This is a genomic window from Lapillicoccus jejuensis, assembly GCF_006715055.1.
Classification (GTDB): domain Bacteria; phylum Actinomycetota; class Actinomycetes; order Actinomycetales; family Dermatophilaceae; genus Lapillicoccus; species Lapillicoccus jejuensis.
The window spans coordinates 1973057-1997550 of sequence record NZ_VFMN01000001.1; the positions used below are offsets into that span (position 1 = coordinate 1973057).

The following is a 24494-nucleotide window of genomic DNA, read 5'->3' on the forward strand; positions in this document are numbered from 1 at the left end:
GTCAACGGGCACCCGTGGGCCACGTACTTCGGTGAGCTCCGGCTGCGGGATGACGCATGGCGGTGCAGCGGGGACCCGACCCGAACGAGAGAACCGCAGGCAGCCGTCCGGGGCGACCTGCGGTTCCGGTGGTGGCCAGGGGCGGGGTCGAACCGCCGACCTTCCGATTTTCAGTCGGACGCTCGTACCAACTGAGCTACCTGGCCGGAACGCGGGCGGGGCCCGCGCACTCGACGCCGCATCCCTGCGGCGTCGGGAGGACTATACCGGAGTCCGGGGGTGGCCCTGATCTCGAGGACCACCGCCCGGACTCCCGGAGACGCCGTACGGCGTCCTGCGGCGGGGCTCAGCCCTGGGCGAGCTTCGCGACGTCGTCCCAGCGCTCCCAGGTCTCGATGCGCTGCGCGTAGTCGGCCTTCGCGATGTCGATCGGGGCGGCCCCGAAGAAGACCCGCAGCGGCGGCTCGTCGGCGTCCACGACGCGCAGGATGGCCTTGGCCGAGGCGGTCGGGTCGCCCGGCCCACCGGCGCCGACGCGCTCCTGGCGCTGGCGCTCCATGTCCTCGCGCGCCTGCGCATACGCCTCGAGGGGCTGCGAGCGCTTGGCCGAGGGACCGGCCCAGTCGGTGGCGAACCCGCCCGGCTCGACGAGGGTCACGTGGATGCCGAAACGCGCGACCTCCTGCGCCAGGGCCTGGCTGAAGCCCTCGAGGCCCCACTTGCTCGCGTGGTAGAGCCCGACCCCCGGGAAGGCGCTGATCCCGCCGATCGAGGACACCTGCACGATGTGGCCCGAGCCCTGCTCGCGCAGGAACGGCAGCGCCGCCTGCGTCACCCACAGCGCGCCGAAGAGGTTGGTCTCGAGCTGCGCCCGTGCCTCGTCCTCGGTGACCTCCTCGACGAACCCGAAGTGCCCGTAGCCCGCGTTGTTGACGACGACGTCGAGCCGGCCGAAGCGCTCGTGCGCCTGCCCGACGGCCGCGACGTCCGCCGCGCGGTCGGTGACGTCGAGCTCGATCGGCAGGAAGGCGTCGCCGTACGTGCTGACGAGCTCGTCGAGGGTGGAGGTGTCGCGCGCCGTACCGGCCACGCGGTCGCCGCGCTCGAGCGCGGCGGCGGCCCACTCGCGGCCGAAGCCACGTGAGGTGCCGGTGATGAACCAGGTCTTCTGCGTCATGTCCTCGACGCTACGTCCGCCCGGAGCGCCGCGTCCCGCGAGGTAGATTGGAGGGGCGAAAGATACCCCCATGGGGTACGTCGCGTCGTCGACCAGGACGCAGGAGGCGGACACCATGACGGCCACCCCGGGCTACCACGACCACCGCGCCGCCCACCTCAAGCGGCTGCGCCGCATCGAGGGCCAGGTGCGCGGTCTGCAGCGCATGGTCGAGGAGGACCAGTACTGCATCGACATCCTCACCCAGGTCGCGGCGGCCACGAAGGCGCTCCAGTCGTTCTCGCTCGAGCTGCTCGACGAGCACCTCGCGCACTGCGTCGTCGACGCCGCGGCCAAGGGCGGCGACGAGGCCCAGGCCAAGGTGCGCGAGGCGAGCGAGGCCATCGCGCGGCTCGTGCGCAGCTGATCCCCAGGACGTGGGCGCCCGTCCTCGTCGCGGTCCCGGGCGTGCCCCCCGGGCCCGCGAGCCCCGACCGCTCGTGCCGTACCGGATCCTCTCCGGCCGCGGCGCCACCGAGCAGCCCAACACCACCGGCGACGGCGACGTCCCGCTCACGCCGCTGTTCTGGCTGGCCACCCTCGTCACCGGGGTCGCCGCCGGGCTCGCCGGGATCGCGACGACCGAGCTGCTCCAGCTGGCCAGCCGGCTCGCCTACGGCCCCGACGTCGTCCGCGGCGAGCTGGCGCCGGTGGTCGAACGGCTCGGGTTCGGGGCCCGGTTCACCCCGCTGCTCGTCGCCGGCGTCGTCGGCGGCGTGGGGTGGTACCTGCTGCGTCGCTACGTGCGCGGTCGCACCGACGTCGACGACGCGATCTGGACCGGCGACGGGCGGCTGGGGCTGCGTCGCAGCCTCGGCACGGCCGCCCTCTCGCAGGTCTTCATCGGCCTCGGCGCGTCGCTGGGGCGCGAGGCGGCGCCGCGGCTGCTCGGGGCCGCCGCCGGCAGCGTCCTCGCCGGCCGGCTCCGCCTCAGCACCCCGCAGCGCCGCCTGCTCGTCGCCTGCGGGGCCGGCGCGGGCCTGGCCAGCGTCTACAACGTGCCGCTCGGGGCGGCCCTGTTCACCGCGGAGGTGCTCATCGGGACGCTGCGTCTGCCCGTCGTCCTCCCGGCGCTGGCGTCGTCGGGCGTCGCGACCCTCACGGCGCACCTCGTCCTGCCGGACCGGGCGACGTACCCCGCCCTCGAGCGGGGCACCACCGACGCGCGCACCCTGGTGTGGTCGCTGCTGGCCGGGCCGGTCGTCGGGTTGGTCGCGGTCGCGTTCGTGCGGCTCATCGCCCTCGTCTCGCACCGACAGCCGCGCACGACGGCGTTCCGGCTGCTCGCCCCGCTCGGCGCGTGCCTGGTCCTCGGTGTCGTCGGGCTGGCGTACCCGCAGCTCTACGGCAACGGCCAGGAGATGGCCCAGCTCGCCTTCCTCGGCCTGTCACCGATCGGCCTGTACGCCGTCCTCGCCCTCCTCAAGCCGCTCGTCACCTGCCTGTTCCTCGGCAGCGGGGCGTCGGGCGGTCTCTTCACGCCGACGCTGAGCACCGGGGCGGTCCTCGGGGCGGCGCTCGGTGGGCTGTTCGGTCTCGTGTGGCCGGGCGGGTCGGTCGGCGCGTACGCGCTGCTCGGCGCCGCGGCGATGCTGGGCGCCGGGATGCAGGCGCCGCTCGCCGCGCTCGCCCTCGTCCTCGAGCTCACGCACGGCGGCTTCGAGCTCCTCGTGCCGCTCGTCCTCGTCACGACGATCGCCACCGCCGTGGCGCGCCGGGTCGACGGCTACTCGATCTACAGCGCCAGGCTGACCGCCGAGCACCCGCCGCAGGCGACCTGAGCGGCGACGTACGGCGAGCGTCGTCGAGAAACGGGGCCGGGTCCGGGCCGGGCGCGAGCGGCGACGTACGGCGAAGGGCCCGTCACCGTGATGGTGACGGGCCCTTCGATGTGGGCGACCCCGACCGGGCTCGAACCGGCGACCTCCGCCGTGACAGGGCGGCGCGCTAACCAACTGCGCTACGGGGCCTAGATGATGGTGCTGGTGGTGCGTATCCCCAACGGGATTCGAACCCGTGCTACCGCCGTGAAAGGGCGGGGTCCTAGGCCGCTAGACGATGGGGACGCGGTCTTGCGACCGTTCCTCGGCGTCTCGGTGGGCCCGGGCGTCGGTTCCGTCGAGGACGTCCTGAAGCATAGGGGATGCCGGGCAGCCCGCCCAAATCAGCCCTTGCCGGCGCGGCTCCAGGCCAGCACCTCGTCCACCGGCCAGGTCGTGACGATGCGCTCCGGCGGGATCCCGAGGCGCTCGGCGCGCTCGCAGCCGTAGGCCTTCATCTCGAGCTGCCCGGGCGCGTGCGCGTCGGAGTCGATGGTGAAGAGGCAGCCGAGGTCGCGGGCCAGCTCGACGAGCTCGTCGGGCGGGTCGCACCGCTCCGGCCGCGAGTTGATCTCGACCGCCGTGCCGCCCTCGAGGCAGGCCTCGAAGACCGCCCGCGCGTCGAACTCCGACGGCGGACGCGTCCCGCGGCTGCCCTCGACGAGCCGCCCCGTGCAGTGCCCGAGGACGTTGACCCGCGGGTCGAGCGCGGCCGCGACCATCCGCGTCGTCATCGGTGCGCTCGCCATCCGCAGCTTCGAGTGGACCGACGCGGTGACGACGTCGAGCTGCGCGAGCATCTCGTCGCTCTGGTCGAGCCCGCCGTCGTCGAGGATGTCGACCTCGATCCCGCTGAGCAGTCGGAACCGCTCGCCGAGGGAGGCGTTGACCGCGGCGACCACCTGCAGCTGCTCGGTCAGCCGCGCAGCGCTCAGCCCGCGCGCCACCTTGAGCCGGGGGGAGTGGTCGGTCAGCGCCAGCCAGTCCTGCCCGAGCTCGACCGCGGCGAGGACCACCTCGTCGATCGGGCTGCCCCCGTCGCTCCAGTCCGAGTGGCAGTGCAGGTCGCCGACGACCGCGGCGAAGAGCTCGTCGCCGCCACGGACCAACGGCTCGGACGCCTTCTCCTGCCACGACTGCAGGTACGACGGCAGCTCGCCCGCCACCGCCTGCGCCACCACCGACGCGGTGGCGTCGCCGACCCCGGCCAGCTCGGTGAGCGTGTCGGTCGAGGCCCGCCGGTCGAGCTCGTCGTCCTCGAGCGCGGCGACGACGCGGGCGGCCTTGCGGAAGGCCTCGATCCGGTAGCTGCCGGCGCGGGAGCGCTCGAGGAGGAGGGCGATGCGGCGCAGCGCCTCGACCGGGTCGACGGGGGCCTCCAGCGGCCGCAGCGGCATCACCGCGCCAGTCTGTCAGCCCTCAGGGTGCGCGGTACTCCACCGGGGTGCCGGCGGGGAGCGACCGGGACACGAGGTCGACGAGCGCCGGGTCCAGGGCCGGACGGCGGTCGACCGAGACCTGCAGGGTGACCACGACGGTGCCGCCGCGCAGCGCGACGGTCGGCCGGAGGTCGAAGAAGGGTGGTTCCCGCAGCCGCTGCTGCAACCGCGCCACGGCGTCGGGGAGGGAGGTCGTGGCGGCGCCCGTGGCCGATCCCTTGCCCAGCAGCGACGCACCGGGAACGGTGCTCCCCGCTGTGCCCGCTCCGGATCCGCCGGCCGCGTCGGCGGGGGCGGGACGGTCCGCCGACGCCGGCCCCTGGGCGGTGCCGGCCTCCGGCTGGGCGGCGGCACCCGAGCTGGCCGAGCTGCCGCCCCCCACGTGCTGCAGCCCGCTCAGCGCAGCCGTCCCGAGGACGAGGGCCGCGGCCACCCCGGTGAGGGCCCGGGCCCAGGGCCGGCGGTGCAGCGGGACCACGGGTACGAGGCGCTCGGCGGGCTCGGTGTTCCCGGTGTCCTCGGCGTCCGCGGTGGTGGCGCGCGACGTCGTACGGGCGGCGGCCATGGCCCGGGCGGCGAAGTCCGGCGCGGGGGGCGGGGTGAGGTCGTCGACGGAGCGCAACCGGTCGCGCAGCGCGCGCTCGAGCCCGGCCTCGGGGGAGAGGTCGTCGTCGCTCACGTCGCCACCTCCCCGTCCTCGGCGAGGCGACCGCGCAGCGACGCCAGGGCGCGGGAGAGCTGGCTCTTGACCGTGCCCTCCCGCAGCTGCAGGGCGGTGGCGATCTGGGGCACGGTGAGGTCCTCGTAGAAGCGCAGGACGACGACGGCGCGGTGCGCCGGGGGCAGCTCGTCCAGCAGGTCGCGCAGGGACACGGCCAGCGCCGTGTCGGGCCCGTCCGCGCCCGCCTCGGGCAGCGTCTCGACGGCCACTTCCTTGAGCACCCGGCGGTGCTGGTTGAGCCAGGTCCGCACCATCGTCGTGCGCGTGTAGGAGAACGCGGCGGCGGGGGACTCGATCCGCGGCCACGCGAGGTAGACCTTGGTCAGCGACTCCTGGAGCAGGTCGTCGCCGTCGGTCCAGCTGCCCGTGACGAGGTAGGCGGTGCGCCGCAGCGCCGCCTGTCGCTCCTGCACGAACCGCATGAACTCCTCGTCCTGGTCGCGGCCCCGGCGCTGCTCGCCGGACCCCTCACCCCCGGGGACACCGTCCATGCCGTCGACCGTTCCCGTCCGGGGTCAGCGGGCCGGGACCGGGCCCAGCGTCTGACCGCCGACGGTGGCCAGGCAGTAGCCCGCGCCGTCGCCGCCGTTGACCGTCATGGTCACCGAGCCCGGCCCGCGGACACCCGACGCGACCTTGCCGCCACCCACGAGGTAGGCCTGCACCGGGGCGGTCGTCGTGAAGCTGAGGGTCCCCTTGACGGCGTTGCGGGTCCGCTTGCACGACAGCTGCGCGTTGGTCACCCGCGGCTGCGCCGGGGCGGTCGTCGGGGGCGGCTTCGGGGCCGGGGTGCTGCGGTTCGGGGCCGGCGCCGTCGTCCCCGCGGGGACGGTCGCGGTCGGCGCGAGGGTGTAGGTCGGCAGCTCCGGCGGCGGCAGGTCGAGCGTGGGGGAGGGCGTCGTCGTCCGGCTGGTCGAGGTCAGGGTGCTCGTGATCGTCGTCGGGCCCTCGTCCGGCGTGGTGGTCGTCGACGACCCGCTCGTCGACACCGCCGGCGCGGCGGCCGCCGCGCCCCCGCCGGTGGTCGACCCCCCGAGACCGGAGGTGACCAGCCAGAACACGCCGCCGACGGCCAGCAGGCCGAGCAGCGCCGCGACCGCGAGCACGGCGACCGTACGGGGCCCCTCGCGGCCCTCCGGGGCCGTGTGCCGCCCCGGCTCGCGCTCCGGTCCGCCCAGTGCGTCGACGTCCATGTCACCTCCTGAGCCGGCCCCTGGCGGCCGGTGGTCGCCGGTCAGGATAGGCCAGCGAGGAGCCGGGTCGGGGGAGGTTCAGCGCTGCCGGGGGACGCGGCCCATGAGGTAGAACTCCTCGTTGGGCATCAGCCCGGTCGTGCTGGCGATCCGGTTGGACAGCCCGAAGAAGGCGGTGATGCCCGCGATGTCCCAGGCGTCCTCCGCGTCGAGGCCGTGCTCGGCGAGCGCGTCGAGATCCGCCTGCTCCACCTCGGCGCTCGCTGCGTTGACCTTGTGGGCGAAGTCAAGCATCGCCCGCTGGCGCGGGGTGATGTCCGCCGTGCGGTGGTTGGTGGCGACCTGGTCGGCGACGAGCGGTTTCTTCTCGTAGATCCGCAGCAGCGCCCCGTGCGCGACGACGCAGTAGGTGCAGCGGTTGGCCGCCGAGATGCTCGTGACGACCATCTCGCGGTCGCCCTTGCTCAGGTGCGACCCGTCCTCCTCGGTGCGCAGCATGAGCGCGTCGTGGTAGGCGAAGAAGGCGCGGAACTCGGCCGGTCGACGCGCCAGCAGGAGGAAGACGTTCGGCACGAAGCCGGACTTCTCCTGGACCGCGAGGATGGCCTCGCGGACGTCCTGCGGCACGTCGGCCAGGTCGGCGTACGGGTAGCGCGGCGGGGTCGTCATGCTCGCAGCGTGTCACGGCCCACCGGTCGCCGCTCAGCGCGAGGTGAGGCCCTCGACGATGAGCAGGATGCCGAAGGCCACGAAGGCCAAGGTGGCCACGATCTTGATGACCTTCTCAGGAAGCTTCTTCCCGAGAGCGCGTCCGACGACGATGGCGAGGGCGTCGGCGGCGACCATCCCGACCGTGCTGCCGATCCACGTGCCGACCCACTCCTCCTTGGCGGCGAGCGTGATCGTGGCGAGCATCGTCTTATCGCCCAGCTCGGCGAGGAAGAAGGCGACGCCGACGGCGACGATGGCGGCGCCCTTGCTGCGGCGCGCCTTGTCGGCCTCGTCGTCGCTCAGCTCGTCGCCGCGCAGGGTCCACGCCGCGAAGGCGAGGAAGGCCACGCCGGCGACGATCGAGATGATCCACTGGTACGACGCGAAGCTCGTGCCGATGAGGCGGCCGATGCCGACCGAGGCGAGGTGGACGACCGCTGTCGCGGCGGTGATGCCGAGGAGGACGTCGCGTGTGCGGTAGCGGGTGGCGAAGGTCATCGCCATCAGCTGGCTCTTGTCGCCGAGCTCGGCGAGGAAGATGACGGCGGTGCTGACGAGCAGGGCGTCGATCACGGGGGTGGCTCCTTGGTCCGCCGCCCAGCCGAGGCGCGGCGCCCAGGTGGTCCGGGGACGACTCCTCGACCAGGACGGCACGGGGTCGTCTACTGGCCGAGAGTCTCGTCCGCCCTCCGGCTCTCGCCGGCTGGCCCACCGCACCGGGCCGCGAGGCCAGTGTGTCGACACGGTGGTCGGGGACTACTCCCTCTCGCTGCTCCCAGGGTACCGGCAGGCGGCGCCCAGGCCCAACTCAGCCCGACCGGGGCCGACCCACGGGTGCGGTGGGGATGATCGCCTCATGTCGACCTCCCCCGCCCCCGTCCGCTCCTGGTGGTCCCGCGCCTCGTGGGTGCTCGTCCTGGTCCTCGGCATCGCGACCTACGTCGCGGAGCAGCAGGTCATGCTCGCGACCCGCAACCCCAACCTCTTCCCGTCGCTGCTGCTGCTCGGCGCCGCGGTCGTCCCGATGACCGTGCTCGCCTACGCCGCGACGAGCAGCCGGACGGCGCTGGCGCCGTCGACGTGGGTCGCGGTCTCGGCGTTCTTCGGCGGCGTCGTCGGCACCCTCAGCGCGGGGGTGCTGGAGTACGACGTCCTCACCCGCCTGGGCGTCGGCTCGATGCTCGCCGTCGGGGTCATCGAGGAGGCGACCAAGCTCGTCGTCCCGCTCGTCGTGCTGCTGCTGGTCGGGCGCTGGTACCCCTTCGCCGGGGTCGTCCTCGGGGTCGCGAGCGGCGCCGGCTTCGCGACGCTGGAGACGATGGGCTACGGCTTCACCGCGCTGCTGGCCAGCCGGGGCGACGTGCTCGCCGCCGAGCGGACGCTGCAGCTGCGGGCCCTGCTCGCCCCCGCCGGGCACGTCGCGTGGACGGGGGTGGCCGCTGCGGCCCTGGCCGCCGCGCTGGGGGCGCGCGAGCCGGGACGGCGCTCGCGGGCGACCCGCCGCTTCGCGTGGACCTTCGTCGCCGTCGTCCTCCTGCACGCGGCCTGGGACGGTCTGCCGTCGACCGCGGTGCGGGTCGCCGTCGCGGTCGTCAGCGTCGGCTGGCTCCTGCTCGTCGTGCACCGCCCGCACGTCGCGGCGCGTGGGGCGGAGCCCATGACGGGATGGCCGCCCGGGGCGTCGTACGGGGTCAGGGCATGAAGGCGAAGCCGATGATGCTCAGCGCGACCATGAAGACGACGAACCCCAGCGTCTTCTTGTCGAAGCCGAGCGCGCGGTCGGGGCCGTCGAGGTCGACCTCGTCGGTGGCGGGCTCGGCGGCCGCGGTGGCGAGCCCCGTCGACGTCGGATCGGACGGGGGCACGGGCACGATCGAGGTCATGCGGACATCGTACGGAGACCCGCGCCGGTGCGCCTCTCACCCGGGGACGCCGGACGAGGTTGAGTGACCGTCCGAGACGACGTCTGACCCGCCCGTCCTCGACGTGCAGCGCGGTCCTGTCGTCGATGGCGTAGGACCGGGACCCCGATCTCGCCGGCCCACCGCGGCGCCTCGGCGAGGCTGTTCTCCGGTCCCTCGTCCAGGTGGGGGAGATCGCGACGTCGACGACGCCGCCGACGTCGACGACGCCGAGGGCGCGGTCGTCGGGGCCCGCCGGGCAGGTCGTCGGCTGCCGGGGTCGTGACGTCGACCGAGGTGAGGAGCAGCTTCGGGCCCGGTCCTACGCCACCGCAGGGGGAGCGCGTCGGCCGCGCGGGCCCCACGGGCTGTGGTGGGCGGGATCGATGGGGTCAGGGCACCACCGATCCCGCCCACGAGGCGGCAGGGTCCGTCGGACAGCGCTCGCGGCCCGGTCGCCGGGGCTCTAGGTTCGCGATCGTGGGGACCGAGCGAGCACGCACCCCGACGACGAGCCCGCTGGACCACGGTGCGGTGGCGCTGCTCGTCACCGGGTCGCCCGGCGCCGGCAAGTCGACCGTCGCCCGTGCCGTCGCCGGTGCGCTGTCCCGCTCCGCGCTCGTCAACGGCGACGCCGTCGCCCGCCTCGTCGTCGGCGGGTACGTGTGGCCGCTGGGCGAGCCGGCCGACGAGGCCGCCCGGCAGGTGCGGCTCTGCAACGACAACCTCTGCTCCCTGGCGCGCAACCTCCTCGCGGCCGGGTTCACCCCGGTCATCGACTGGATCGTCCCGGACGGCGACCAGCTCGAGGTCTACCGCGCTGCCCTGGGCGAGCGCCTCCGCGTCGTCGTCCTCGACCCGGGCGCGGACGTCTGCGTCGCGCGGGACCGGCAACGGGCACCGCTGGAGCAGTTCGCGTTCGACGGGCACGACGCGCTGCGGGCGACGATGGTCGAGGGCTTCGGTGGGCGCGGGTGGTGGCTGGACTCGTCGCACCTCACCGCGCAGGAGACCGCCGCCCTCGTCCTGCGCGAGGCCGACGAGCGGGCCCGGGCCTGACGCCCACCCCGGGTCAGGGGGCGAGCGCACCCACCGGGACGGAGCCGCCCCCGGACGGACACGTCCAGCGCACGGAGGCGACGGGCCGGTCGGGGCGCTCCTGCCCGTCCCACCCCGGAGTGTCGAGCCGGGGCCGCAGCGGGTGGACGCCTCCGTGGTCCGGGCACGGCGGCCACGTCGGGTCGGAGCCGTTCTCCCACAACACCATCTGCGTCACCTGCTGCGCGACGTCCGCGACGTCGTGGGCGGTGTCGAGCGCCGACAGGTCGCCGTACGGCGACGCCAGGCCGGTGGGGTGCGCTCGCGGCGGGTGCAGCGCGAGGCCGGCGCCCGGACCCAGCAGGCCGATCGTCTCCCACACCGCGTGGGTGGGGCGCTCGGTGTCGGTGTGCAGGAGGGCGGCCACGCCCTCGGCGGGGTCGTCCCAGGGCGTGAGCACCAAGCGGATCCCGGTGGTCCGCTCGACGTCGGTCGCCACGACGAGCAGACCGCTGCTCAGGAGGCCGAGATCATCCACGCGCGACAGACTGTCAGGAACCACACGGGAGGTGACGCCTGTCGGTGCCCCACACCCGTCCGCCGGGCCCGGGCGGCGGGCCGATGGCGTGGTCGGCTCACTGGTGACGGGTCCTCGCCAGCCGGTCGACGCGGCTCAGGGGGTCCGGGATGCGGTGGGAGCCGGCCATCTCCGCCACCATCGTGGCGGCCTCGTCGATCGGGAGGCCTCCGGCCGACGTCACGTAGAGCGGGCGGGTCGCCCGCCTCCGTCGCACCTCCACGGCATGGGTGGCGCCCGCGAACGCCGTCTTGGCCACACCGACGACCGGGATCCCGAAGGCCGCCGCGGCGTGGGCGCCGAGTCCGGGGCGGCCCGACGGCGCGAGCGTCGCGTAGCCGTCGACCACGAGCAGCGACAGCCGCGGACCCAGCGCGAGCACCGCACGCAGACAGGGCAGCTCGCGGTCGGCCAGCCTCCCCGGCACGTACGGCGCCACGTCGGCGACCCGCGCGACGTGCTCCGACACGACCTGCGCGAAGGACCGGTCGCGGCCGACCACGAGAGCGGCGGTCGCCGAGCCGTCCGGCCGGTAGTGCACGTCGACCGCTCCGACGGGCCCGGTCGTCGGCGGCCGCGGGGCTGGATCGGTCATGCGTACGGTCCGGGCGGGAGGTCGACGATCCGGACGGCCGACGGGTCGAGTCGGACCTCCTGCGGGGTCCAGCAGTCGTCGCGGATGACGCCGATCTCGGCGCCGCAGCGGGGGCAGACGATGTTCGGGCCGTGGCCGCCGTCCCGACCGCAGCACCCTACGTGCCGGCGCGGGTCCGGGTGATCCGTGAGGTCCGTCAGGTCCTCCCGGTTGAGCACCAGGAAGCTGTCGATCGTGACGCTGCGGCCGTCGTCCGTCGGCACGACCCGTCGAGGCTCCGTGGCCCAGGTGCCTTGTGCCATCGTCGGGTCGAACTCGAAACCGCCATCGTGGTGGCGCTCCGGGACGGCCTCGAGCCGACGCACGGGTCGGGTGAGCGTGCCGCCGCAGCGACGGCAGGTGAAGCGCACGTCCCCCATGGGTCGATCGTCGCACCGTCGGGGTGTCGTTCGCTGTGCCCTGTGGACGACGGTCGCGTCCCTTCCCCTTGACAGTGCGCCGCCTGCAGCGTGCAATATATTGCATGCCGGTTCCCGAGGGTCACCACGTCGCGTCCCGGTCGCTCCTGCGCGACGACGCGTTCCGCGCCCTCCGTGACGCGATCGTCGACGGGACGCTCGCGCCGGGAGAGCGGCTCGTCGACGCCGAGCTCATCGCGTGGCTCGGAGTGAGCCGCACCCCGATCCGCGAGGCGCTCGCCCGACTCGAGCAGGCCGGTCTCGTGCAGACCAGGCCCGGTCGGTCGACGACCGTCAGCCCGCTCGACGTCCGCGAGACGCGCGCGGCGCAGTCGGTCGCGGCGGCGATGCACGAGCTCGCGGTCCGTGAGGCGGTCCCTCAGCTCGCCGAGGCCGATCTCGAGGCGATGACGAAGGCCAACGGACGCTTCGCCAAAGCCCTGCGTCGCAAGGACGTCGACGCCGCGGTGAACGCGGACGACGACTTCCACGGGGTCGCCGTACGGGCCTGTGGGAACGCGATGGTGCGCACGGTGCTGGACCAGGTGACCCCGCTCGTACGGCGCGCCGAGCGGCTGCGCTTCACCTCGCTCACCGGTCGCGGCTCGGTCGCCGTCCACGCCGCCATCGTCGAGCTGTGCCGCGCCGGCGACGCGGACGGTGCCGGCCGCGAGGCGCGCGCGAACTGGCTCACCCTGCAGCTGCTGCTCGCCACCGACGACTGACCAGCCCCGCCTACCCCTTCCCAGGAGGACTCTTGTCCATCACCGACTTCCCGCGACACCAGCTGACGTTCGGTCCGAGCCCGGTCCACCCGCTCGAGCGGCTCACCCAGCACCTCGGTGGGGCGCAGGTGTGGGCCAAGCGCGAGGACTGCAACTCGGGACTCGCCTTCGGCGGCAACAAGACCCGCAAGCTCGAGTACCTCGTCCCCGACGCGGTCGCGCAGGGCGCGACGCACCTGGTGTCGATCGGTGGCGTCCAGTCCAACCACACCCGCCAGGTCGCCGCCGTCGCCGCGCGGCTGGGTCTCCAGGCCGTGCTCGTGCAGGAGAGCTGGGTCGACTGGCCCGACGCCGTCAACGACCGCGTCGGCAACATCCTCCTGTCGCGGATCATGGGCGCCGACGTCCGGCTCGTCGACGCCGGCTTCGGCATCGGCTTCAAGGACAGCTGGGAGCGGGCGCTGCAGTCCGTGCGGGACGAGGGCGGGACGCCGTACGCCATCCCGGCCGGCGCCTCCGACCACCGCCTCGGCGGGCTCGGCTTCGCGAACTGGGCGTACGAGGTCACCGAGCAGGAGCGCGAGCTCGGCGTCTTCTTCGACACGATCGTCGTCTGCAGCGTCACCGGTTCGACGCACGCCGGGATGATCGCGGGGTTCGCCGCGCTCGAGGACGCGGGCGGCCGCCCGCGCCGCGTCATCGGCATCGACGCCTCGGCCAAGATCGACGAGACCCGGGCGCAGGTGGAGAAGATCGCGCGCCGTACGGCGGAGCTCATCGGCGTCCAACGGCCGCTGCGGGACGACGAGATCACCGTCCTCGAGGGGTGGGCCGGCGACTACTACGGCATCCCCGTCGAGTCGACGCTCGACGCGGTGCGGCTCAGCGGCCGGCTCGAGGGGATGATCATCGACCCCGTCTACGAGGGGAAGTCGATGGCCGGGCTCGTCGACCTCGTCACGCGCGGCGACATCGGGAAGGACTCGACGGTGCTCTACGCGCACCTGGGCGGGCAGCCGGCGGTCAACGCGTACAGCGCGTTGTTCCGCAGCTGACCCTCGAGGATCGCCGGCAACGACGTCGTCCGGGACGCGGTGGGCCCCGTGGGGCTCGAACCCACAACCTACGGATTAAAAGTCCGCAGCTCTGCCAGTTGAGCTAGAGGCCCTGACAGTCCAGAAGTGTAGGGCAGAGCCTTGAGAAGGGCTCTGACCTGCGACGATGCCACCCACTCAGGTGGGTGTGCATGCTCACCAACGCGCACGCTTTCGTATGAGCTTGCACCGAGTTGCGGACCTGTCGCGGACTCTATGCCGCAGGTGGTTCGAGTAGCGCACCCACCAGAGTCTTCAGTCCCTCGAGGCCATCAGGACTGGGCTGAGCCAGAGCGACCGCTTCAAGGAGTGCTGGCCCAGACCGCACCTCAGACACCCGGTCGGCAAATGACCCAAGGATGTACTTCCCGCGCACGATCGTGAAGAGGTCGGGCGCGGCCTGGGTCCACGCTGACCTGGCCGCCGCGAGAGCGGCATCCAGATCCTGCGATGTAGGTGCACTCAAGTTGCCAATCGCAGCTCTTAAGCGCTCCACGGGTTGTTGGCCCCGAGGCGTCGGCCATTTGTCGTTGTTACTGTCCCGCAGTTGTCGTTGCGCCAATTCCGCCACAGTGTTTTCTTCGTAATCCTCCAGCAACTCCTGTAACACCGCCTTCAAGGCTGCGAGCGAGCGATACTCGGTTTTAATCAACCCTCTATCGAGCATCACTTGTAGGCACTCGTCAGAAGAGAGCAGGACCCCCTCAAGGTCTGCTGATGGCCAAATAACGATAAGCGGCTCAACGTCCGTGGGAACGGTAGGCGCCAGTACGTCTCTATCTACGACGCCTGCACAGGGAAGCTCTAATGGTGAAAGAGCCTTAACGTCCTTGAAGACCGACGAACGACCCCCTGCGGGCCTAAGAGTCGCTCGGCTCAGCTCGGGAAGCAGGAGAGGAAGGAGGCCAACATCGGTCTGTCCTTCCACGACTAGCAACAAATCAGACTGCGTCAGAGCGCTAGCGCGGAATCCAGCCGAGCGGTAGACGTCTAGGCGCTCCTCCTCGTCGCTGATAGGCCGTGGAGCCTCGTCGTGGGACAGTCGGAGAATGCTTGAAGGCGATAGCGCATCTAAGACTGATGGGCTGTGCGTAGCCACTATGAGCTGCCCTGCCGCGCCTACGGACTCCTGAAGCGCCACAGCGAGGCGCCGACTCAGATGGGGGTGTAGGTATGCATCCGGCTCATCAATGAGAACCACTGAACGCTTCGACCCTGCTCGTAGGATGCGACTGATGATGATCAGGGCTTGACGCTCGCCGCTACTTAGGTCCTGGACGCCATGGAAATTGCCGTCAGGTGTCCGAATTCTTAAGGATTCAGCATGGTGACGCGTCAATGGCAACAGTCGCTTTGGGCCAATCAGATTGTTCGCAGTCTGTTCCAACTGCTCCCACGACACAGAACCGCCGAGCGATTCGGCGTCCTCGTCTTCATCTGGATCGGAACCCAGCTGGGCGGCGACACTCAACGCCTTAGCAAACTGCTCGAACTCGGCATCATCAAGGCGGCCGTACTGCTCGACGGTTCGTCTTGCGTTATAGGTGGCCTGCCTCGAAACTCGGTCGCTGAGCTGGTTTAGGTCGACCCCGGCCACGTTTGAAGGCAGTAGTCGGCGCTCGGCCGGAAGGTAGACGACGTCAAGGCTGGGCACGCTCGCCAGGAGGGCATCTTGAGTCGCAAATTCCTGGATGACCGTATAGGCGGGTTCAGCGAATCGACGGACGCCGGCGAGTGGATCCCGCGTGAGCCTGATCAAAGCCTGCGTTGGAACGTCATACTCGCCCCAGCCGACGGTGCGTGAAAGCTCGTTCAGTGCAGCACGCTCCGCTTCTTCAAAGCGAAGAGTCAATTCGATGGTGCTCAAACCCTCTTCTGACGCGTTGGGCATGATGTTTGTCCAGGGAGCGAGCAGGCATGCGAGAAATTTGCTCTTCCCGGTGCCGTTCGCGCCCGCAAGGGCTGCGACTGAGCCGTCAGGGAGGTCGGTTGCTCCGTCCTTCAGGCCACCAATGTTGCGGGTCTCCAGTCTGATCATGCGCACGGTGTCTCTTATACAGCAGGACGTCGACATCTGGGGGTCTTGGGCTCAGGCATTCTGAAGCCGAGTGGCAGAACTATCCAGGTGCCACGCTCGCCATCGAGATGCCTTCACTCGGGCCACCTACGTTCACCATGAGTGGCGAAAGAATTGAGAGAAACATTGCAACCTCCGGATGCGGGCCTGTCATATGCGTGTCGGGGCCGGCCGCCGCAGTCAACCATTTCCCAGCAGGATGTGATGGCCGCAGGTCGTGACAGGATCTGTGACAGGATCTGTGACAGGATCTGTGACAGGATCTGTGACAGCACCGTGACCGCCTCATTGTCAAGTATGGTTTGGGACCGATAGACAAAACCCCAGCTCAGGGGCAGTGGAGCTACAGGGACTCGAACCCTGGGCCTCTTCCATGCCATGAAAGACATCGTGCCCGCGAGCTGGGCAAACACCACGGTTTCATGACCGTTCGTGACAGCACAGGGGCGATATGGGCAAAATCAATGGTTCAGAGGGTTGGTCGAATGCCGATGCAGAGGACATGGCGACCGGCGTCTTCAAGCACCGCGAAGGAAACTGGGGATTTCGGGCAAACGTCCCGGGCGGTGCGGGACAGCAAGTAAAGAGAGTTGGGTTCGCCACGATGCTGGCGGCCTACGCCGCCAGGGCTCGCTACATCGGCGGCGAGCACGATCTGCGCAAAGGCTCTCAGATCTCGGTTGACGAGTGGTTCGCCAGTCGGCTCATGGTGATCCGAGAGACTCGACGCGCAACAACTGCGGCGAATTATCGCTATGCGTTCGACCGCATGTCTCCTTACATCGGCGAGCTATCTCTGGCCGACTTGGATGAGGAGTCTTTGCGGGCCATGTACCGCAAGATGGCGACTCGATACACGAACGACACGTTGACCACGACCCATGGCCGGCTCCGCGCAGCACTGCGCGCTGCTGTTCGAGAGCGAAAGATTGATCGCTGCGTGACAGACAGCGTGTCCCCCCCTCCTGGTCTTCGGGGCCGGGTCAAGCGGACGTGGACGTTCGAGCAACTCCTGACTTTTACACGGCATGTAAGCACTCATCGAGATCGGGCTATGTGGTTGTTGTGGGTAACCACGGGAGTGCGAAGAGGCGAAATCTGCGGCTTGTATTGGCCCAAGGTCCTGCTCGACCGGAGTGAAGTGCTCATCAACTGGCAGCGCACCATCACGGCTGAAGGCCGAATCGTGGAGGGCATCCCGAAGACAGACAGGGCTGAACGAATAGTGCCCATCAATGACCAAGTCGAAGGAGCTGTTCGGGAGTGGCGGTCGCTGCAGGCGGAGCAGCGCCTTGGGGCTGGCTCTGAGTGGCTTGGAGACGATTACGTGTTCACGACCTACCAGGGCCGGCCGCACCATCCCAGTGCGTTTGACGACCGACTAGCGCATCTGGCTAAAGGGGCTGGTCTGCCCGTACTCACGCCTCATGAACTGCGTCACACGTACGCATCACGCTGTCTCGAGCACGGAATGGACGTCAAGTTGGTTTCAGCAATGCTCGGCCATTCCAAGGTCGAGACAACTATGAATCTCTATCAGCACGTCAACCCACTGGTTGCACACGAGGCCGCAAACGCTCTGGCGGCGAAAATGCTGGGCTAGGTGCGGTTGCTAGTCCGTTGACCAGGACGGTCGATTTTCAAGCCACCCCAGCACTGGATACTCTAATTCTGTGAGGACGAAAACTGAGCAAGCGCAGGCAATCGCAAAAGCAAAGCAGGCGCTGAAGGCGGACTTAGCGGAAGCAGAGACCCTTGCCTCCCAGATGGAGAGGCATCTCCGAAATAAAGACGTTACGGGAGCCCTAGCCGCTGCAGAGAGGTTGGCGGAGGTGACGAAAGACGTCCGAGACGGCACCGTCTTTGTTGTCAATGATGTGATCTCCTTAAAGGAGATTGGGGCGTCCGTAGGTCATGGCAAGAGCACCTTGAGTGCTCGGGCCAATGGCTACGTTGAGCGACGACTTGATAGTGCAGACCCGACGGCGAGCCTCGAGCCTCACCCATTGCTCGACCTGTAGCCGGAAAAGCTTTCCGTGGGCAGCGTCTACAACGCAACGCTGATTAATTTGTCGGATGATAATTCGTTATTCTCAAGAAAATGAACAACAAAAACGATCGGGCCAACCTGCTGGAGCTGTCCAAAACAGTGGTTGCGGAAGAATTGCCGGCGGTTCAGTCCTTGGTACGCCAAGTGCAAAGAAGTCTCCGAACGGGTGATGCTCTTGGCGCCGCCGCTGCCGCCTATCGGTTGGCGGATGCGGCCAGGGACGTTCGAGATTCGTTTTGCGTTGTCGCGAGTGAGGATCGCACAATGGCGGAAATTGGGATGGCCGTTGGTCAGTTTCCTCAACAGTCGCTTTCCGAATCGACGCCTTCAAAGACAGGCGCACTCATGGCAAGGAGCCGAAATTGAACGAGGAGCCCTCGGGCCCTTTCTTGGAGACCTGACCCCTTCATCCGGGCGGTGGGGCGAATAGCTTCTGGGCAAAGTTCAGGTCCAGCGAAGTAGGTGTGCAATCGTCGAGCGACTCCAAGCGTACTCCGGCGTGGTCAATATGAACCTTTGGCGCTTCTGATAGAGGTCATGCACAGACTGTTCGAATGAGTACGTCAGAAGACTTTTGGTTACTTCAGAGGTGTCTGTGCGGGTTGAGTCACGCGCGTAGGCGAGCGCTTGACTGCTTCGGTAAAGAGGGGTCCGCGACAAAGGCTTCAAGGCGCGAACAATGGCAGCGCTGGAAGTTTTATTGGCAAGGGCCACGCTGCATTCGGTTCGTATCAGTGAATGCACGAGATCGGACAGTTCCCTGATAACCGAAGCATGCTCAATGCAGTCTTCCATGAGCCATTCCAGGTACGTCGCTCGATTCGCGTTTTCCGATTTCGAGGAGAGTGTGAGATGAGATCGGGAAAATTTTAAGAGAGTGTGAAACGCCAACAAGCTTAGGCTGTCAATGTCGCCTGCGACACGGGATTCGCTTGAGGGTTCGTAGGGTGAGATTGGACTGCCATTATCGTCGTCGACCGTCCAGATGCGTAGGGGTTCCCAAATGTAGTCGTCGTAGCCCATCTGACGATTGATCGCTCGACGTTGCTGTATGCGCACATATTCGTGAGTTGCGTAGCGACCGTTTCTGCCTTGAATTTGGCGCAGTTCTGTGTGCGGTGCTGAATTCAGATGCTTAAGGGCGTGAGAGATACTTCCCTTCGAGTTCCACGTAGTCAACCCAGCATTGCGAGCGCTTTCGGCGATTGCGGCCAGTGGCACGCCTTCAACGTTCAGTAGATCTAATTCATAGACGGAAATTGTGGCTAGGGATTTCGCAACCGCACTTATTGCGTTGAGATTGAAGGCATGAAATTCTGCGCGCTGTTCCCTGGAGGGTCTCTTAAGTCGACTGTTTGCGGAGCGCTGCATGTCGAGGTGGGCTGCCGCCAGGTCCCACAAGACAAGGCTCAGAATTGTTGCGGCGTCGCCCAGGAGGAAGGCCTGCGTCTGTACTCGGCGGCGAGGGCGCGCGCTCGGGGTCCGGGGTCGCGGCACCTCCTCAGGCTGACCCATGCCGCGGTCGAGCACAAGGATCGTGGACTTGGCCCACGGTCCTTTGGATTTGGTTGCCATCCGGGTGGAAGATTCGTCGGCTTTGCCTGGGGTACGAAAGTTTTAAGCAGGATGACAACGGACCAGGTCGTTGAACTGTGTAACTCCGTATGGCCGTGAGCGGCTGCGTCGAGACTGCTCTGCTGATGAGGCGAGCTGAGGGCGACCGGACTTCGGTCCTTGGCGGCGCACTTGTCCGAAGGGAGGCACCGATGGTGCTTGGTCTCGTTCAGATCGTTGAGCGCGTTGTGTTGGCGTTACTCGCTGCGGCGATCTCGCTGATCGTCATGCTCGTACCGGTGCTGGTGCAACTACTCACCTTCCTCGTCGCGGAGGTGGTGGGTCCGTCGCTCAGGGCGATCGGAAGTTTGGTGGCAGCTTTGGCTGAGGCCACTGCGTCCACCGGGAGCGACTCCCGGAACGAGCGCGCGAGGCGACCCCGTGGTTGAGGTAGCTAGCGTGGCAGCCGACGAGATCAACCAGCTGGTCCAAGTTCTCACCTGCGCCCTGCCGAACGTCATCGCGTCAGCCACCAACGTAGGTTGCATGCTCGTCCTTGGCGCTGGACTGGTACGCGGGATCGCCTACCTCCGCAGGCATTGGAACGATCGCGCCGTTCCAATGATGGGGACGCCGGGCTCGATACAACCCCCAGAGACGTCAACCCAATCGAGCGACCCCATACAGGTGCCCGCACGCACGTCGAAGCCGCCCTCGGTTGGTCCGTATGGGGCCCTGATTGCGCGAGGAGCTGAGACACACGGCTCCTCCGTGCCTACACAGATCGAGACGCCCCCGGCGAGGCGGTCGGGTGCGTTACCCAGTCGAGGGGGTGAGTCCCGTGATTCGTAAGTCGCTCGCTCTGGGGTTTCCTGTCGGCGTCGCCCTCGCACTCGCGGCGGAGGTCTACGGGTGGGGTGTGGTCTTAGGGGGCCTCATTTGGATCGGTGGTCTCGCATGGGCAGGAAGGCGGTTGTTGCAGGGGCGGGGCAGCGGTTCCTTCCGATCGCAGCCTCCACCGCCCATGGGCGAACCCGTACACGAGTGGTACTGGACAGGGCCGCAGGAGGCGGTGCAGCCGAGCTCCGTCAACCCTCCGCCTTCCGAGATGCACTACGACGCCTTCCCGCTCCGCGACGCCGACAGCGGCCGCGACCTGGAGGCTCCTCAGACGTTCATCGAGCGACGGACAGCGTGTACGTGGGGGTCCGCTGTCGGCTTGGGGAAGCCGGCGTCGGAGCTCCCCAGCGGTGCCAGTCCGTGGTGGCCGATCCGCGGCTACCTGGAGCTCGACCGCGCAGTCGTGACTGCGCCGAAAGGCTTGACGCGTAGCCAGGTGGCCGGCTTTCTCGACGCGGTCGAGTCGTGGTGCGGTGCGAGCGTTCAGTGCATCCGCATCCGAAGAGGCGAGTGCACGGTGCTGTCCTACATCGCTCTCGAAGCCAAACGCCGGGGCTACGAGGTGACGCGACTCGACCAGCGCGAGTTCAGCCGCCGCGGCTTGGTGCTCGACCGGAGCCTCACCTAGGGCGGCGCCAACCCGCACCCCCAACCCGCACCCCCGCCGAGGCGCCGGGCGTGCTCAATCCACCCCTCCCGCGCCCGGCCGTCTTGGACGGTTCGGAAGAACACGTCTCACCCCAGACATAGGTGCGAGAGGTGTTCTTCCCCGGGCGCGGGTGGGGTGGAGATGAAGACCCAAGAGATAAGGACCAGACCATGTCGACCCTTCCCCCTACCCCCAAGAACCACAACAACGGTGATGGATTCGCTGACGCTCAGCCATCCCTTCTATCTAACGAAAACTCGACGTCGATGACGTCGAGTGGCTCCCTAGGTGGTGATCGAGCGGTAACGACGAGGCAGCGTCGGCGGTCTGCTGGCCACGTCGTCACCGAGCGCGATCGTCTCGTGCTCGGCTTCATCGGTGAGATGTACGGCGCTCGGTACTCCCATCTGCGGGCACTCAACTTCGTCGTCGAGGCAAGAGTGGCCTCTGACACCGCTGTCCGGCGACGTGTCGACCGCCTGGAGGATCTCGGCCTTGTCTCACGCCGGCTAGTGCTGGGCCAGGTCTGGGTGACGCTCACTCGCAAGGGAGCCGAAGTCATCGGCGAGACCTGGGTGCCTTGGCAGGTTCCGATGACTCGAGTGCAGCACTGCGACGCTGTCAACACCGCCCGCCTTTGGTACGAGTCGTCGGCCAGCCGGGTGGCGGCGTCGGGCGCTTGGGTGAGTGAGCGTTTGCTCTACCGGGAGCGAGCTCGTGCCTCGGGCAACTGGCACATCTCTGACGCAGAGTTGCGGGACGAGTCATCGGGGCGGACGACGGCTCTTGAGGTGGAACTTCACCTCAAGACGCCGAGAACCCGCTATGTGGACGAGGTCTTTGCGCACCTGCGTGCCGACGTCTCAGTGGTGTTGTACTTCAGTCCGCCATCGATCGCAGCGAGTGTGCGAGCGAGTGTCGAGTGGGCGGCTCGCTCGGCGAGCGCAGCTGCGCTGGTGCAGGTGGCGACGCTGCCCAAGTTTGACCTTCGCGCCCTTCGTCCATTCGGGCGCTCGTCGTGAACGGGCCCACTGGCGTCCCTGGTTCTCTCGGGATGAATGCTCGCTCGAGTGAGTACGCCCGAGTGGGACTCACCTTCGTTGCCGTTGCGTTCGGCCTACCCGCCGTCATTTCGCTTTGCATCGGTGTTGCGGTGGTCGCTCGACAGCGGACGCTGAACTGGTGGGAAGCCATGGCGGCACCCGTTCTCTTCATGGTGGGCTTGGTTGCTGGCTTTTTGAGTCGAGGAGTGAACCCTTTAGCGTTCCACTTCGAGCCACTCGGCCAGTGGTTCCTGCACCCAAGCCTGAGCGCTAGTGCGATCAACACGGTCCTGATTGCGCAGCTGCCATTGGGCGTTCCAGTGGGCAGCTTGTGCGGGTGCCTCATCATCGGCGTGCTTGAGCGCGAGGTTGCGGGGACGGAGTGGCATCCCCTTGAAGTTCGTCGGCTGGCGATTGCCGAAAACCGCAAGCAGGGTCATGTCCTGCGCGCCCTGGTAGCGGCTCGCCGCCAAGACACTTCCGACACCCCAGTGCTCGGCGTCGTCGTCGACGGAGACCTCGACGAGATGCGCCAAGGCAAGCACGCTGTCCTGCCTGAGGCCTATGCCAACCGAAGCTTTCAGCTCAGCGGCAAACCCGGCTCGGGCAAGACCGTGACGGCCGAGAGGCTTGTGTTTCTGCTGGCGAAGATGGGTCGTCGCATCGTCTACGTCGATTGCAAAGGCACCGACCCTGACCTGGCTATGCGCCTCAGCGCTGCATGCATCGCCGCCCGAGGGCCGGGCGTGCGAGTCCATCACTTCCCGTCTGAGCCCCTCAACGGGTGGATTGGCACGCCGGCCGAGGTGGCGAATCGCCTCATCGCCACGCAGGACACAACCGAGCCCTACTACGAGTCGACACTGCAGACGGCCGTGCGAGTCGCCATGGGTGTTCACGCTTCGCAGGCGGCCGGGGGAACGGTCACCTCATCGACTGAGCTCATGCGGCGCTTCGACGCAGCGTTTCTCACTCGTGCCTACCAAGGCACCTCTCAGCAGAGCCTGGTGGCCGACCTGGTCCGTGACCGTCAGGTCCTACCGGGAGTGAAGATGCGCTTTGCGGCGCTCTTCGAGGCGGTGGCCGGTGGCTTCGACGGCACCGCCTCCTACGGCGACGCCGACTTGATCTTCCTGTCGCTGCCCTTCGCCTCGAAGGCAGATGCCACAGCTGTTGTGCGGCTCCTGCTGGCTGACTTCACGCACTACTGCAGCGACCCGAGTCGGAAGGACCGACGGGGCGATGACGTCAAGATGATCATTGACGAGGCCTCGGCGCTGACGCACCTGAGCGACCAGATCATCGATCTCGCCGAGCGGGTGCGAGACGTTGGTGGCTCAGTGGACGTGTCTAATCAGTCGTTCGAGGGCTCGGGCGACAACGAGGATCAGCGCAAGCGCCTACGGGGCGCCATGGCGGGCGGGACCATTCTGCACAGCTCGGACAATCCGGAGCCGTTCGGGACTGCTGACGATCCGGTTGACACTCGGGGTGTGGTGGTTCAGGCCGCGTGAGCGGCTGCGTAGATGGTCTCAAACTCGATGGGCGTGAGCTTGCCGAGGGGGCGTTGTCGACGTCGGCGGTGGTAGGTCCTCTCGATCCAGGTGACGATCGCCAGGCGTAGCTCATGGCGGGTGGTCCAGCGGCGGCTGTCGAGGACGTTCTTCTGTAGGAGCGCGAAGAAGCTCTCCATCGCGGCGTTGTCGGCGCTGGAGGCGACGCGTCCCATCGACCCGAGCAGGTGACGACGCTCGAGTTCGTGGACGAATCGCCGCGACCGGAATTGGGACCCTCGGTCGCTGTGGACCACGCAGCCGGCCACGGCCTGGTCCCCGCCGCGGCGGGTGACGGCCATGGTCAGGGCGTCGACGGCGAGGTGGGAGGTCATCCGGTCGTCGATGGCATAGCCGACGATCCGGCGCGACCAGGCGTCCTTGACCGCGCACAGGTAGAGCTTGCCCTCACGGGTGGAGTGCTCGGTGATGTCGGTCAGCCACAACCGGTTGGGGTGCTCGGCGGTGAAGTCACGTTCGACGAGGTCGTCGTGCACCGGTGGCCCTGGCCGGCGGGACTTTCCCCGTTTGCGGGCGTGGAGGGAGACGATTCCGGCCTGCGAGCACAGCCGCCACACCCGCCGCTCCGAGACGGCGTGCCCGGCGTCGTCGAGCTCATCCGCGATGAAGCGGTACCCAAAGCCGGGGTCGTCGGCGTGGACGTCGAACGCGGCGTTCGTGGCGTAGGCGTCGACGAGATCGTGATCGCTGACCGGTGCCCGGCACCAGGCATAGAAGGCTTGACGCGAGAACTTCAGAACCCGGCAGGTCACCGCTACGGGGATCCCGTCAGCAGCGAGATCAAGGACCAGCGGGTACCTCATTTTGGGTGGTGACCCAGCCTCAGGTTCGCTTGGGAGAGGTAGGCCGCCGCTCGGCGCAGAACCTCGTTCTCCTGTTCGAGCAACCGGTTTCGACGTTTGAGCTCGCGCAGCTCGTCAGAATCCTGCCGGGTCATGCCCGGACGGACACCGTCCTCGACGTCCGCGGTCTTCAGCCAATTGCGTAGGCAGGATTCGCTGATCCCGAAGTCCTTGGCGACTTCGGCGATCGGGGCGTCACCGCGGCGAGCGACCGCGACGACGTCGTCGCGGAACTCCTTGGGGTGTGCAGCAGGCATGCTCGACATCCTTCCAGCGGCGACCGATGTCGCCACAGATCAGATGTCAACCAAACCGTC

25 protein-coding genes, 4 tRNA genes and 1 pseudogene are annotated in these 24494 nt (G+C 68.5%); 12 read left to right on the top strand and 18 right to left on the bottom strand.

Translation table 11 applies throughout. The annotated features are described in order from the left end of the window. Window positions 1–129: 129 nt before the first annotated feature. A tRNA-Phe gene (locus FB458_RS09375) sits at window positions 130–206 on the bottom strand. Window positions 207–346: 140 nt separating this feature from the next. After that, complete coding sequence (locus FB458_RS09380; RefSeq protein ID WP_141848265.1) at window positions 347–1177, bottom strand: SDR family oxidoreductase; 831 nt, start codon at window positions 1175–1177, stop codon at window positions 347–349. 115 nt (window positions 1178–1292) lie between these two features. Between FB458_RS09380 and FB458_RS09385 the strand changes: the two genes are divergently transcribed. Together FB458_RS09385 and FB458_RS09390 are read left to right on the top strand one after the other, a co-directional pair. Then, window positions 1293–1583: a metal-sensitive transcriptional regulator gene (locus FB458_RS09385; RefSeq protein WP_141848266.1), complete on the top strand. Its 291-nt coding sequence runs from the start codon at window positions 1293–1295 to the stop codon at window positions 1581–1583. 73 nt (window positions 1584–1656) lie between these two features. Then, window positions 1657–2997 carry a chloride channel protein gene (locus tag FB458_RS09390; protein ID WP_211355992.1) on the top strand — a complete coding sequence of 447 codons (1341 nt, stop codon included), beginning with the start codon at window positions 1657–1659 and terminating at the stop codon, window positions 2995–2997. A 115-nt stretch (window positions 2998–3112) separates the two neighbouring features. Here FB458_RS09390 and FB458_RS09395 read toward each other — a convergent pair. The 8 genes from FB458_RS09395 to FB458_RS09430 form a co-directional block, all read right to left on the bottom strand. After that, window positions 3113–3186, bottom strand: a tRNA-Asp gene (locus FB458_RS09395). A 23-nt stretch (window positions 3187–3209) separates the two neighbouring features. Further along, window positions 3210–3282 (bottom strand) — tRNA-Glu (locus FB458_RS09400). A gap of 98 nt (window positions 3283–3380) precedes the next feature. Then, window positions 3381–4433: a PHP domain-containing protein gene (locus FB458_RS09405; protein WP_141850439.1), complete on the bottom strand. Its 1053-nt coding sequence runs from the start codon at window positions 4431–4433 to the stop codon at window positions 3381–3383. A 22-nt stretch (window positions 4434–4455) separates the two neighbouring features. Next, on the bottom strand, window positions 4456–5154 hold the full coding sequence (locus FB458_RS09410) for a hypothetical protein (protein WP_141848268.1): 699 nt from the start codon (window positions 5152–5154) through the stop codon (window positions 4456–4458). Then, window positions 5151–5687: a SigE family RNA polymerase sigma factor gene (locus tag FB458_RS09415; RefSeq protein WP_141848269.1), complete on the bottom strand. Its 537-nt coding sequence runs from the start codon at window positions 5685–5687 to the stop codon at window positions 5151–5153. The genes FB458_RS09410 and FB458_RS09415 overlap by 4 nt, the downstream gene beginning before the upstream one ends. A gap of 24 nt (window positions 5688–5711) precedes the next feature. After that, window positions 5712–6389, bottom strand: coding sequence for a hypothetical protein (locus FB458_RS21290; protein ID WP_170185621.1), 678 nt, complete (start codon window positions 6387–6389; stop codon window positions 5712–5714). A gap of 78 nt (window positions 6390–6467) precedes the next feature. Beyond that, window positions 6468–7058, bottom strand: a complete 591-nt coding sequence (locus FB458_RS09425) for a peroxidase-related enzyme (RefSeq protein ID WP_141848270.1) — start codon at window positions 7056–7058, stop codon at window positions 6468–6470. Between the two features lie 33 nt (window positions 7059–7091). Next, a complete protein-coding gene (locus FB458_RS09430) occupies window positions 7092–7673 on the bottom strand; it encodes a TMEM165/GDT1 family protein (RefSeq protein ID WP_246061139.1) in 582 nt (193 codons plus the stop codon). Between the two features lie 283 nt (window positions 7674–7956). On the opposite strand from FB458_RS09430, the gene FB458_RS09435 reads away from it, so the two are divergent. Then, window positions 7957–8802 carry a PrsW family intramembrane metalloprotease gene (locus FB458_RS09435; protein WP_141848271.1) on the top strand — a complete coding sequence of 282 codons (846 nt, stop codon included), beginning with the start codon at window positions 7957–7959 and terminating at the stop codon, window positions 8800–8802. Here FB458_RS09435 and FB458_RS09440 read toward each other — a convergent pair. After that, entirely contained in the window at window positions 8792–8983 is a 192-nt protein-coding gene (locus FB458_RS09440; RefSeq protein ID WP_141848272.1) for a hypothetical protein, read from the bottom strand. The two genes, FB458_RS09435 and FB458_RS09440, sit on opposite strands and share 11 nt — an antisense overlap. Before the next feature lie 498 nt (window positions 8984–9481). Here FB458_RS09440 and FB458_RS09450 point away from each other — a divergent pair, with 498 nt between their 5' ends. Then, a complete protein-coding gene (locus FB458_RS09450) occupies window positions 9482–10060 on the top strand; it encodes an AAA family ATPase (protein ID WP_141848273.1) in 579 nt (192 codons plus the stop codon). A gap of 13 nt (window positions 10061–10073) precedes the next feature. On the opposite strand, the gene FB458_RS09455 is transcribed toward FB458_RS09450, so the two are convergent. The 3 genes from FB458_RS09455 to FB458_RS09465 form a co-directional block, all read right to left on the bottom strand. Continuing rightward, entirely contained in the window at window positions 10074–10577 is a 504-nt protein-coding gene (locus FB458_RS09455) for a hypothetical protein (protein WP_141848274.1), read from the bottom strand. A gap of 97 nt (window positions 10578–10674) precedes the next feature. Then, complete coding sequence (locus FB458_RS09460; RefSeq protein WP_141848275.1) at window positions 10675–11211, bottom strand: endonuclease V; 537 nt, start codon at window positions 11209–11211, stop codon at window positions 10675–10677. Then, on the bottom strand, window positions 11208–11630 hold the full coding sequence (locus FB458_RS09465) for a hypothetical protein (protein WP_141848276.1): 423 nt from the start codon (window positions 11628–11630) through the stop codon (window positions 11208–11210). The genes FB458_RS09460 and FB458_RS09465 overlap by 4 nt, the downstream gene beginning before the upstream one ends. A 104-nt stretch (window positions 11631–11734) precedes the next feature. Here FB458_RS09465 and FB458_RS09470 point away from each other — a divergent pair, with 104 nt between their 5' ends. Both FB458_RS09470 and FB458_RS09475 read left to right on the top strand, forming a co-directional pair. Beyond that, complete coding sequence (locus tag FB458_RS09470) at window positions 11735–12394, top strand: GntR family transcriptional regulator (protein ID WP_141848277.1); 660 nt, start codon at window positions 11735–11737, stop codon at window positions 12392–12394. Window positions 12395–12426: 32 nt separating this feature from the next. Next, entirely contained in the window at window positions 12427–13449 is a 1023-nt protein-coding gene (locus FB458_RS09475; RefSeq protein ID WP_141848278.1) for a 1-aminocyclopropane-1-carboxylate deaminase, read from the top strand. A gap of 40 nt (window positions 13450–13489) precedes the next feature. On the opposite strand, the gene FB458_RS09480 is transcribed toward FB458_RS09475, so the two are convergent. Beyond that, window positions 13490–13562, bottom strand: a tRNA-Lys gene (locus tag FB458_RS09480). Window positions 13563–13702: 140 nt separating this feature from the next. Then, a complete protein-coding gene (locus FB458_RS09485; protein ID WP_170185622.1) occupies window positions 13703–15526 on the bottom strand; it encodes an AAA family ATPase in 1824 nt (607 codons plus the stop codon). Between the two features lie 490 nt (window positions 15527–16016). On the opposite strand from FB458_RS09485, the gene FB458_RS09490 reads away from it, so the two are divergent. The 3 genes from FB458_RS09490 (at window position 16017) to FB458_RS09500 (ending at window position 17981) form a co-directional block, all read left to right on the top strand. Then, window positions 16017–17168: a tyrosine-type recombinase/integrase gene (locus FB458_RS09490; RefSeq protein WP_141848280.1), complete on the top strand. Its 1152-nt coding sequence runs from the start codon at window positions 16017–16019 to the stop codon at window positions 17166–17168. Window positions 17169–17238: 70 nt separating this feature from the next. Next, window positions 17239–17586 carry a hypothetical protein gene (locus tag FB458_RS09495; protein WP_141848281.1) on the top strand — a complete coding sequence of 116 codons (348 nt, stop codon included), beginning with the start codon at window positions 17239–17241 and terminating at the stop codon, window positions 17584–17586. 80 nt (window positions 17587–17666) lie between these two features. Then, window positions 17667–17981, top strand: coding sequence for a hypothetical protein (locus FB458_RS09500; protein ID WP_141848282.1), 315 nt, complete (start codon window positions 17667–17669; stop codon window positions 17979–17981). Between the two features lie 78 nt (window positions 17982–18059). Here FB458_RS09500 and FB458_RS09505 read toward each other — a convergent pair whose 3' ends face one another. Then, window positions 18060–19190: a hypothetical protein gene (locus FB458_RS09505; RefSeq protein WP_141848283.1), complete on the bottom strand. Its 1131-nt coding sequence runs from the start codon at window positions 19188–19190 to the stop codon at window positions 18060–18062. A 1087-nt stretch (window positions 19191–20277) separates the two neighbouring features. Between FB458_RS09505 and FB458_RS09510 the strand changes: the two genes are divergently transcribed. The 3 genes from FB458_RS09510 to FB458_RS09520 all read left to right on the top strand — a co-directional run bounded on the left by FB458_RS09510 (window position 20278) and on the right by FB458_RS09520 (window position 23275). Then, the gene (locus FB458_RS09510) at window positions 20278–20697 is read left to right on the top strand and encodes a hypothetical protein (protein WP_141848284.1); all 420 of its coding nucleotides are present in this window, start codon (window positions 20278–20280) and stop codon (window positions 20695–20697) included. A gap of 383 nt (window positions 20698–21080) precedes the next feature. Beyond that, entirely contained in the window at window positions 21081–21740 is a 660-nt protein-coding gene (locus FB458_RS09515; RefSeq protein ID WP_141848285.1) for a helix-turn-helix domain-containing protein, read from the top strand. Between the two features lie 62 nt (window positions 21741–21802). Further along, on the top strand, window positions 21803–23275 hold the full coding sequence (locus tag FB458_RS09520) for a type IV secretory system conjugative DNA transfer family protein (RefSeq protein ID WP_141848286.1): 1473 nt from the start codon (window positions 21803–21805) through the stop codon (window positions 23273–23275). On the opposite strand, the pseudogene FB458_RS09525 reads toward FB458_RS09520, so the two are convergent. Beyond that, window positions 23263–24434 (bottom strand): annotated as a pseudogene (locus FB458_RS09525) (IS3 family transposase). The gene FB458_RS09520 and the pseudogene FB458_RS09525 overlap by 13 nt on opposite strands. Between the last annotated feature and the right edge of the window lie 60 nt (window positions 24435–24494).

Excerpts from the sequence above, each read along its gene's own strand:
- FB458_RS09380 (WP_141848265.1), bottom strand. The coding sequence starts at position 1,177 with ATGACGCAGAAGACCTGGTTCATCACCGGCACCTCACGTGGCTTCGGC.
- FB458_RS09385 (WP_141848266.1), top strand. The coding sequence starts at position 1,293 with ATGACGGCCACCCCGGGCTACCACGACCACCGCGCCGCCCACCTCAAG.
- FB458_RS09405 (WP_141850439.1), bottom strand. The coding sequence starts at position 4,433 with ATGCCGCTGCGGCCGCTGGAGGCCCCCGTCGACCCGGTCGAGGCGCTG.
- FB458_RS09415 (WP_141848269.1), bottom strand. The coding sequence starts at position 5,687 with ATGGACGGTGTCCCCGGGGGTGAGGGGTCCGGCGAGCAGCGCCGGGGC.
- FB458_RS21290 (WP_170185621.1), bottom strand. The coding sequence starts at position 6,389 with ATGGACGTCGACGCACTGGGCGGACCGGAGCGCGAGCCGGGGCGGCAC.
- FB458_RS09425 (WP_141848270.1), bottom strand. The coding sequence starts at position 7,058 with ATGACGACCCCGCCGCGCTACCCGTACGCCGACCTGGCCGACGTGCCG.
- FB458_RS09435 (WP_141848271.1), top strand. The coding sequence starts at position 7,957 with ATGTCGACCTCCCCCGCCCCCGTCCGCTCCTGGTGGTCCCGCGCCTCG.
- FB458_RS09440 (WP_141848272.1), bottom strand. The coding sequence starts at position 8,983 with ATGACCTCGATCGTGCCCGTGCCCCCGTCCGATCCGACGTCGACGGGG.
- FB458_RS09460 (WP_141848275.1), bottom strand. The coding sequence starts at position 11,211 with ATGACCGATCCAGCCCCGCGGCCGCCGACGACCGGGCCCGTCGGAGCG.
- FB458_RS09465 (WP_141848276.1), bottom strand. The coding sequence starts at position 11,630 with ATGGGGGACGTGCGCTTCACCTGCCGTCGCTGCGGCGGCACGCTCACC.
- FB458_RS09470 (WP_141848277.1), top strand. The coding sequence starts at position 11,735 with ATGCCGGTTCCCGAGGGTCACCACGTCGCGTCCCGGTCGCTCCTGCGC.
- FB458_RS09485 (WP_170185622.1), bottom strand. The coding sequence starts at position 15,526 with ATGATCAGACTGGAGACCCGCAACATTGGTGGCCTGAAGGACGGAGCA.
- FB458_RS09490 (WP_141848280.1), top strand. The coding sequence starts at position 16,017 with ATGGGCAAAATCAATGGTTCAGAGGGTTGGTCGAATGCCGATGCAGAG.
- FB458_RS09500 (WP_141848282.1), top strand. The coding sequence starts at position 17,667 with ATGAACAACAAAAACGATCGGGCCAACCTGCTGGAGCTGTCCAAAACA.
- FB458_RS09505 (WP_141848283.1), bottom strand. The coding sequence starts at position 19,190 with ATGGCAACCAAATCCAAAGGACCGTGGGCCAAGTCCACGATCCTTGTG.
- FB458_RS09510 (WP_141848284.1), top strand. The coding sequence starts at position 20,278 with ATGCACTACGACGCCTTCCCGCTCCGCGACGCCGACAGCGGCCGCGAC.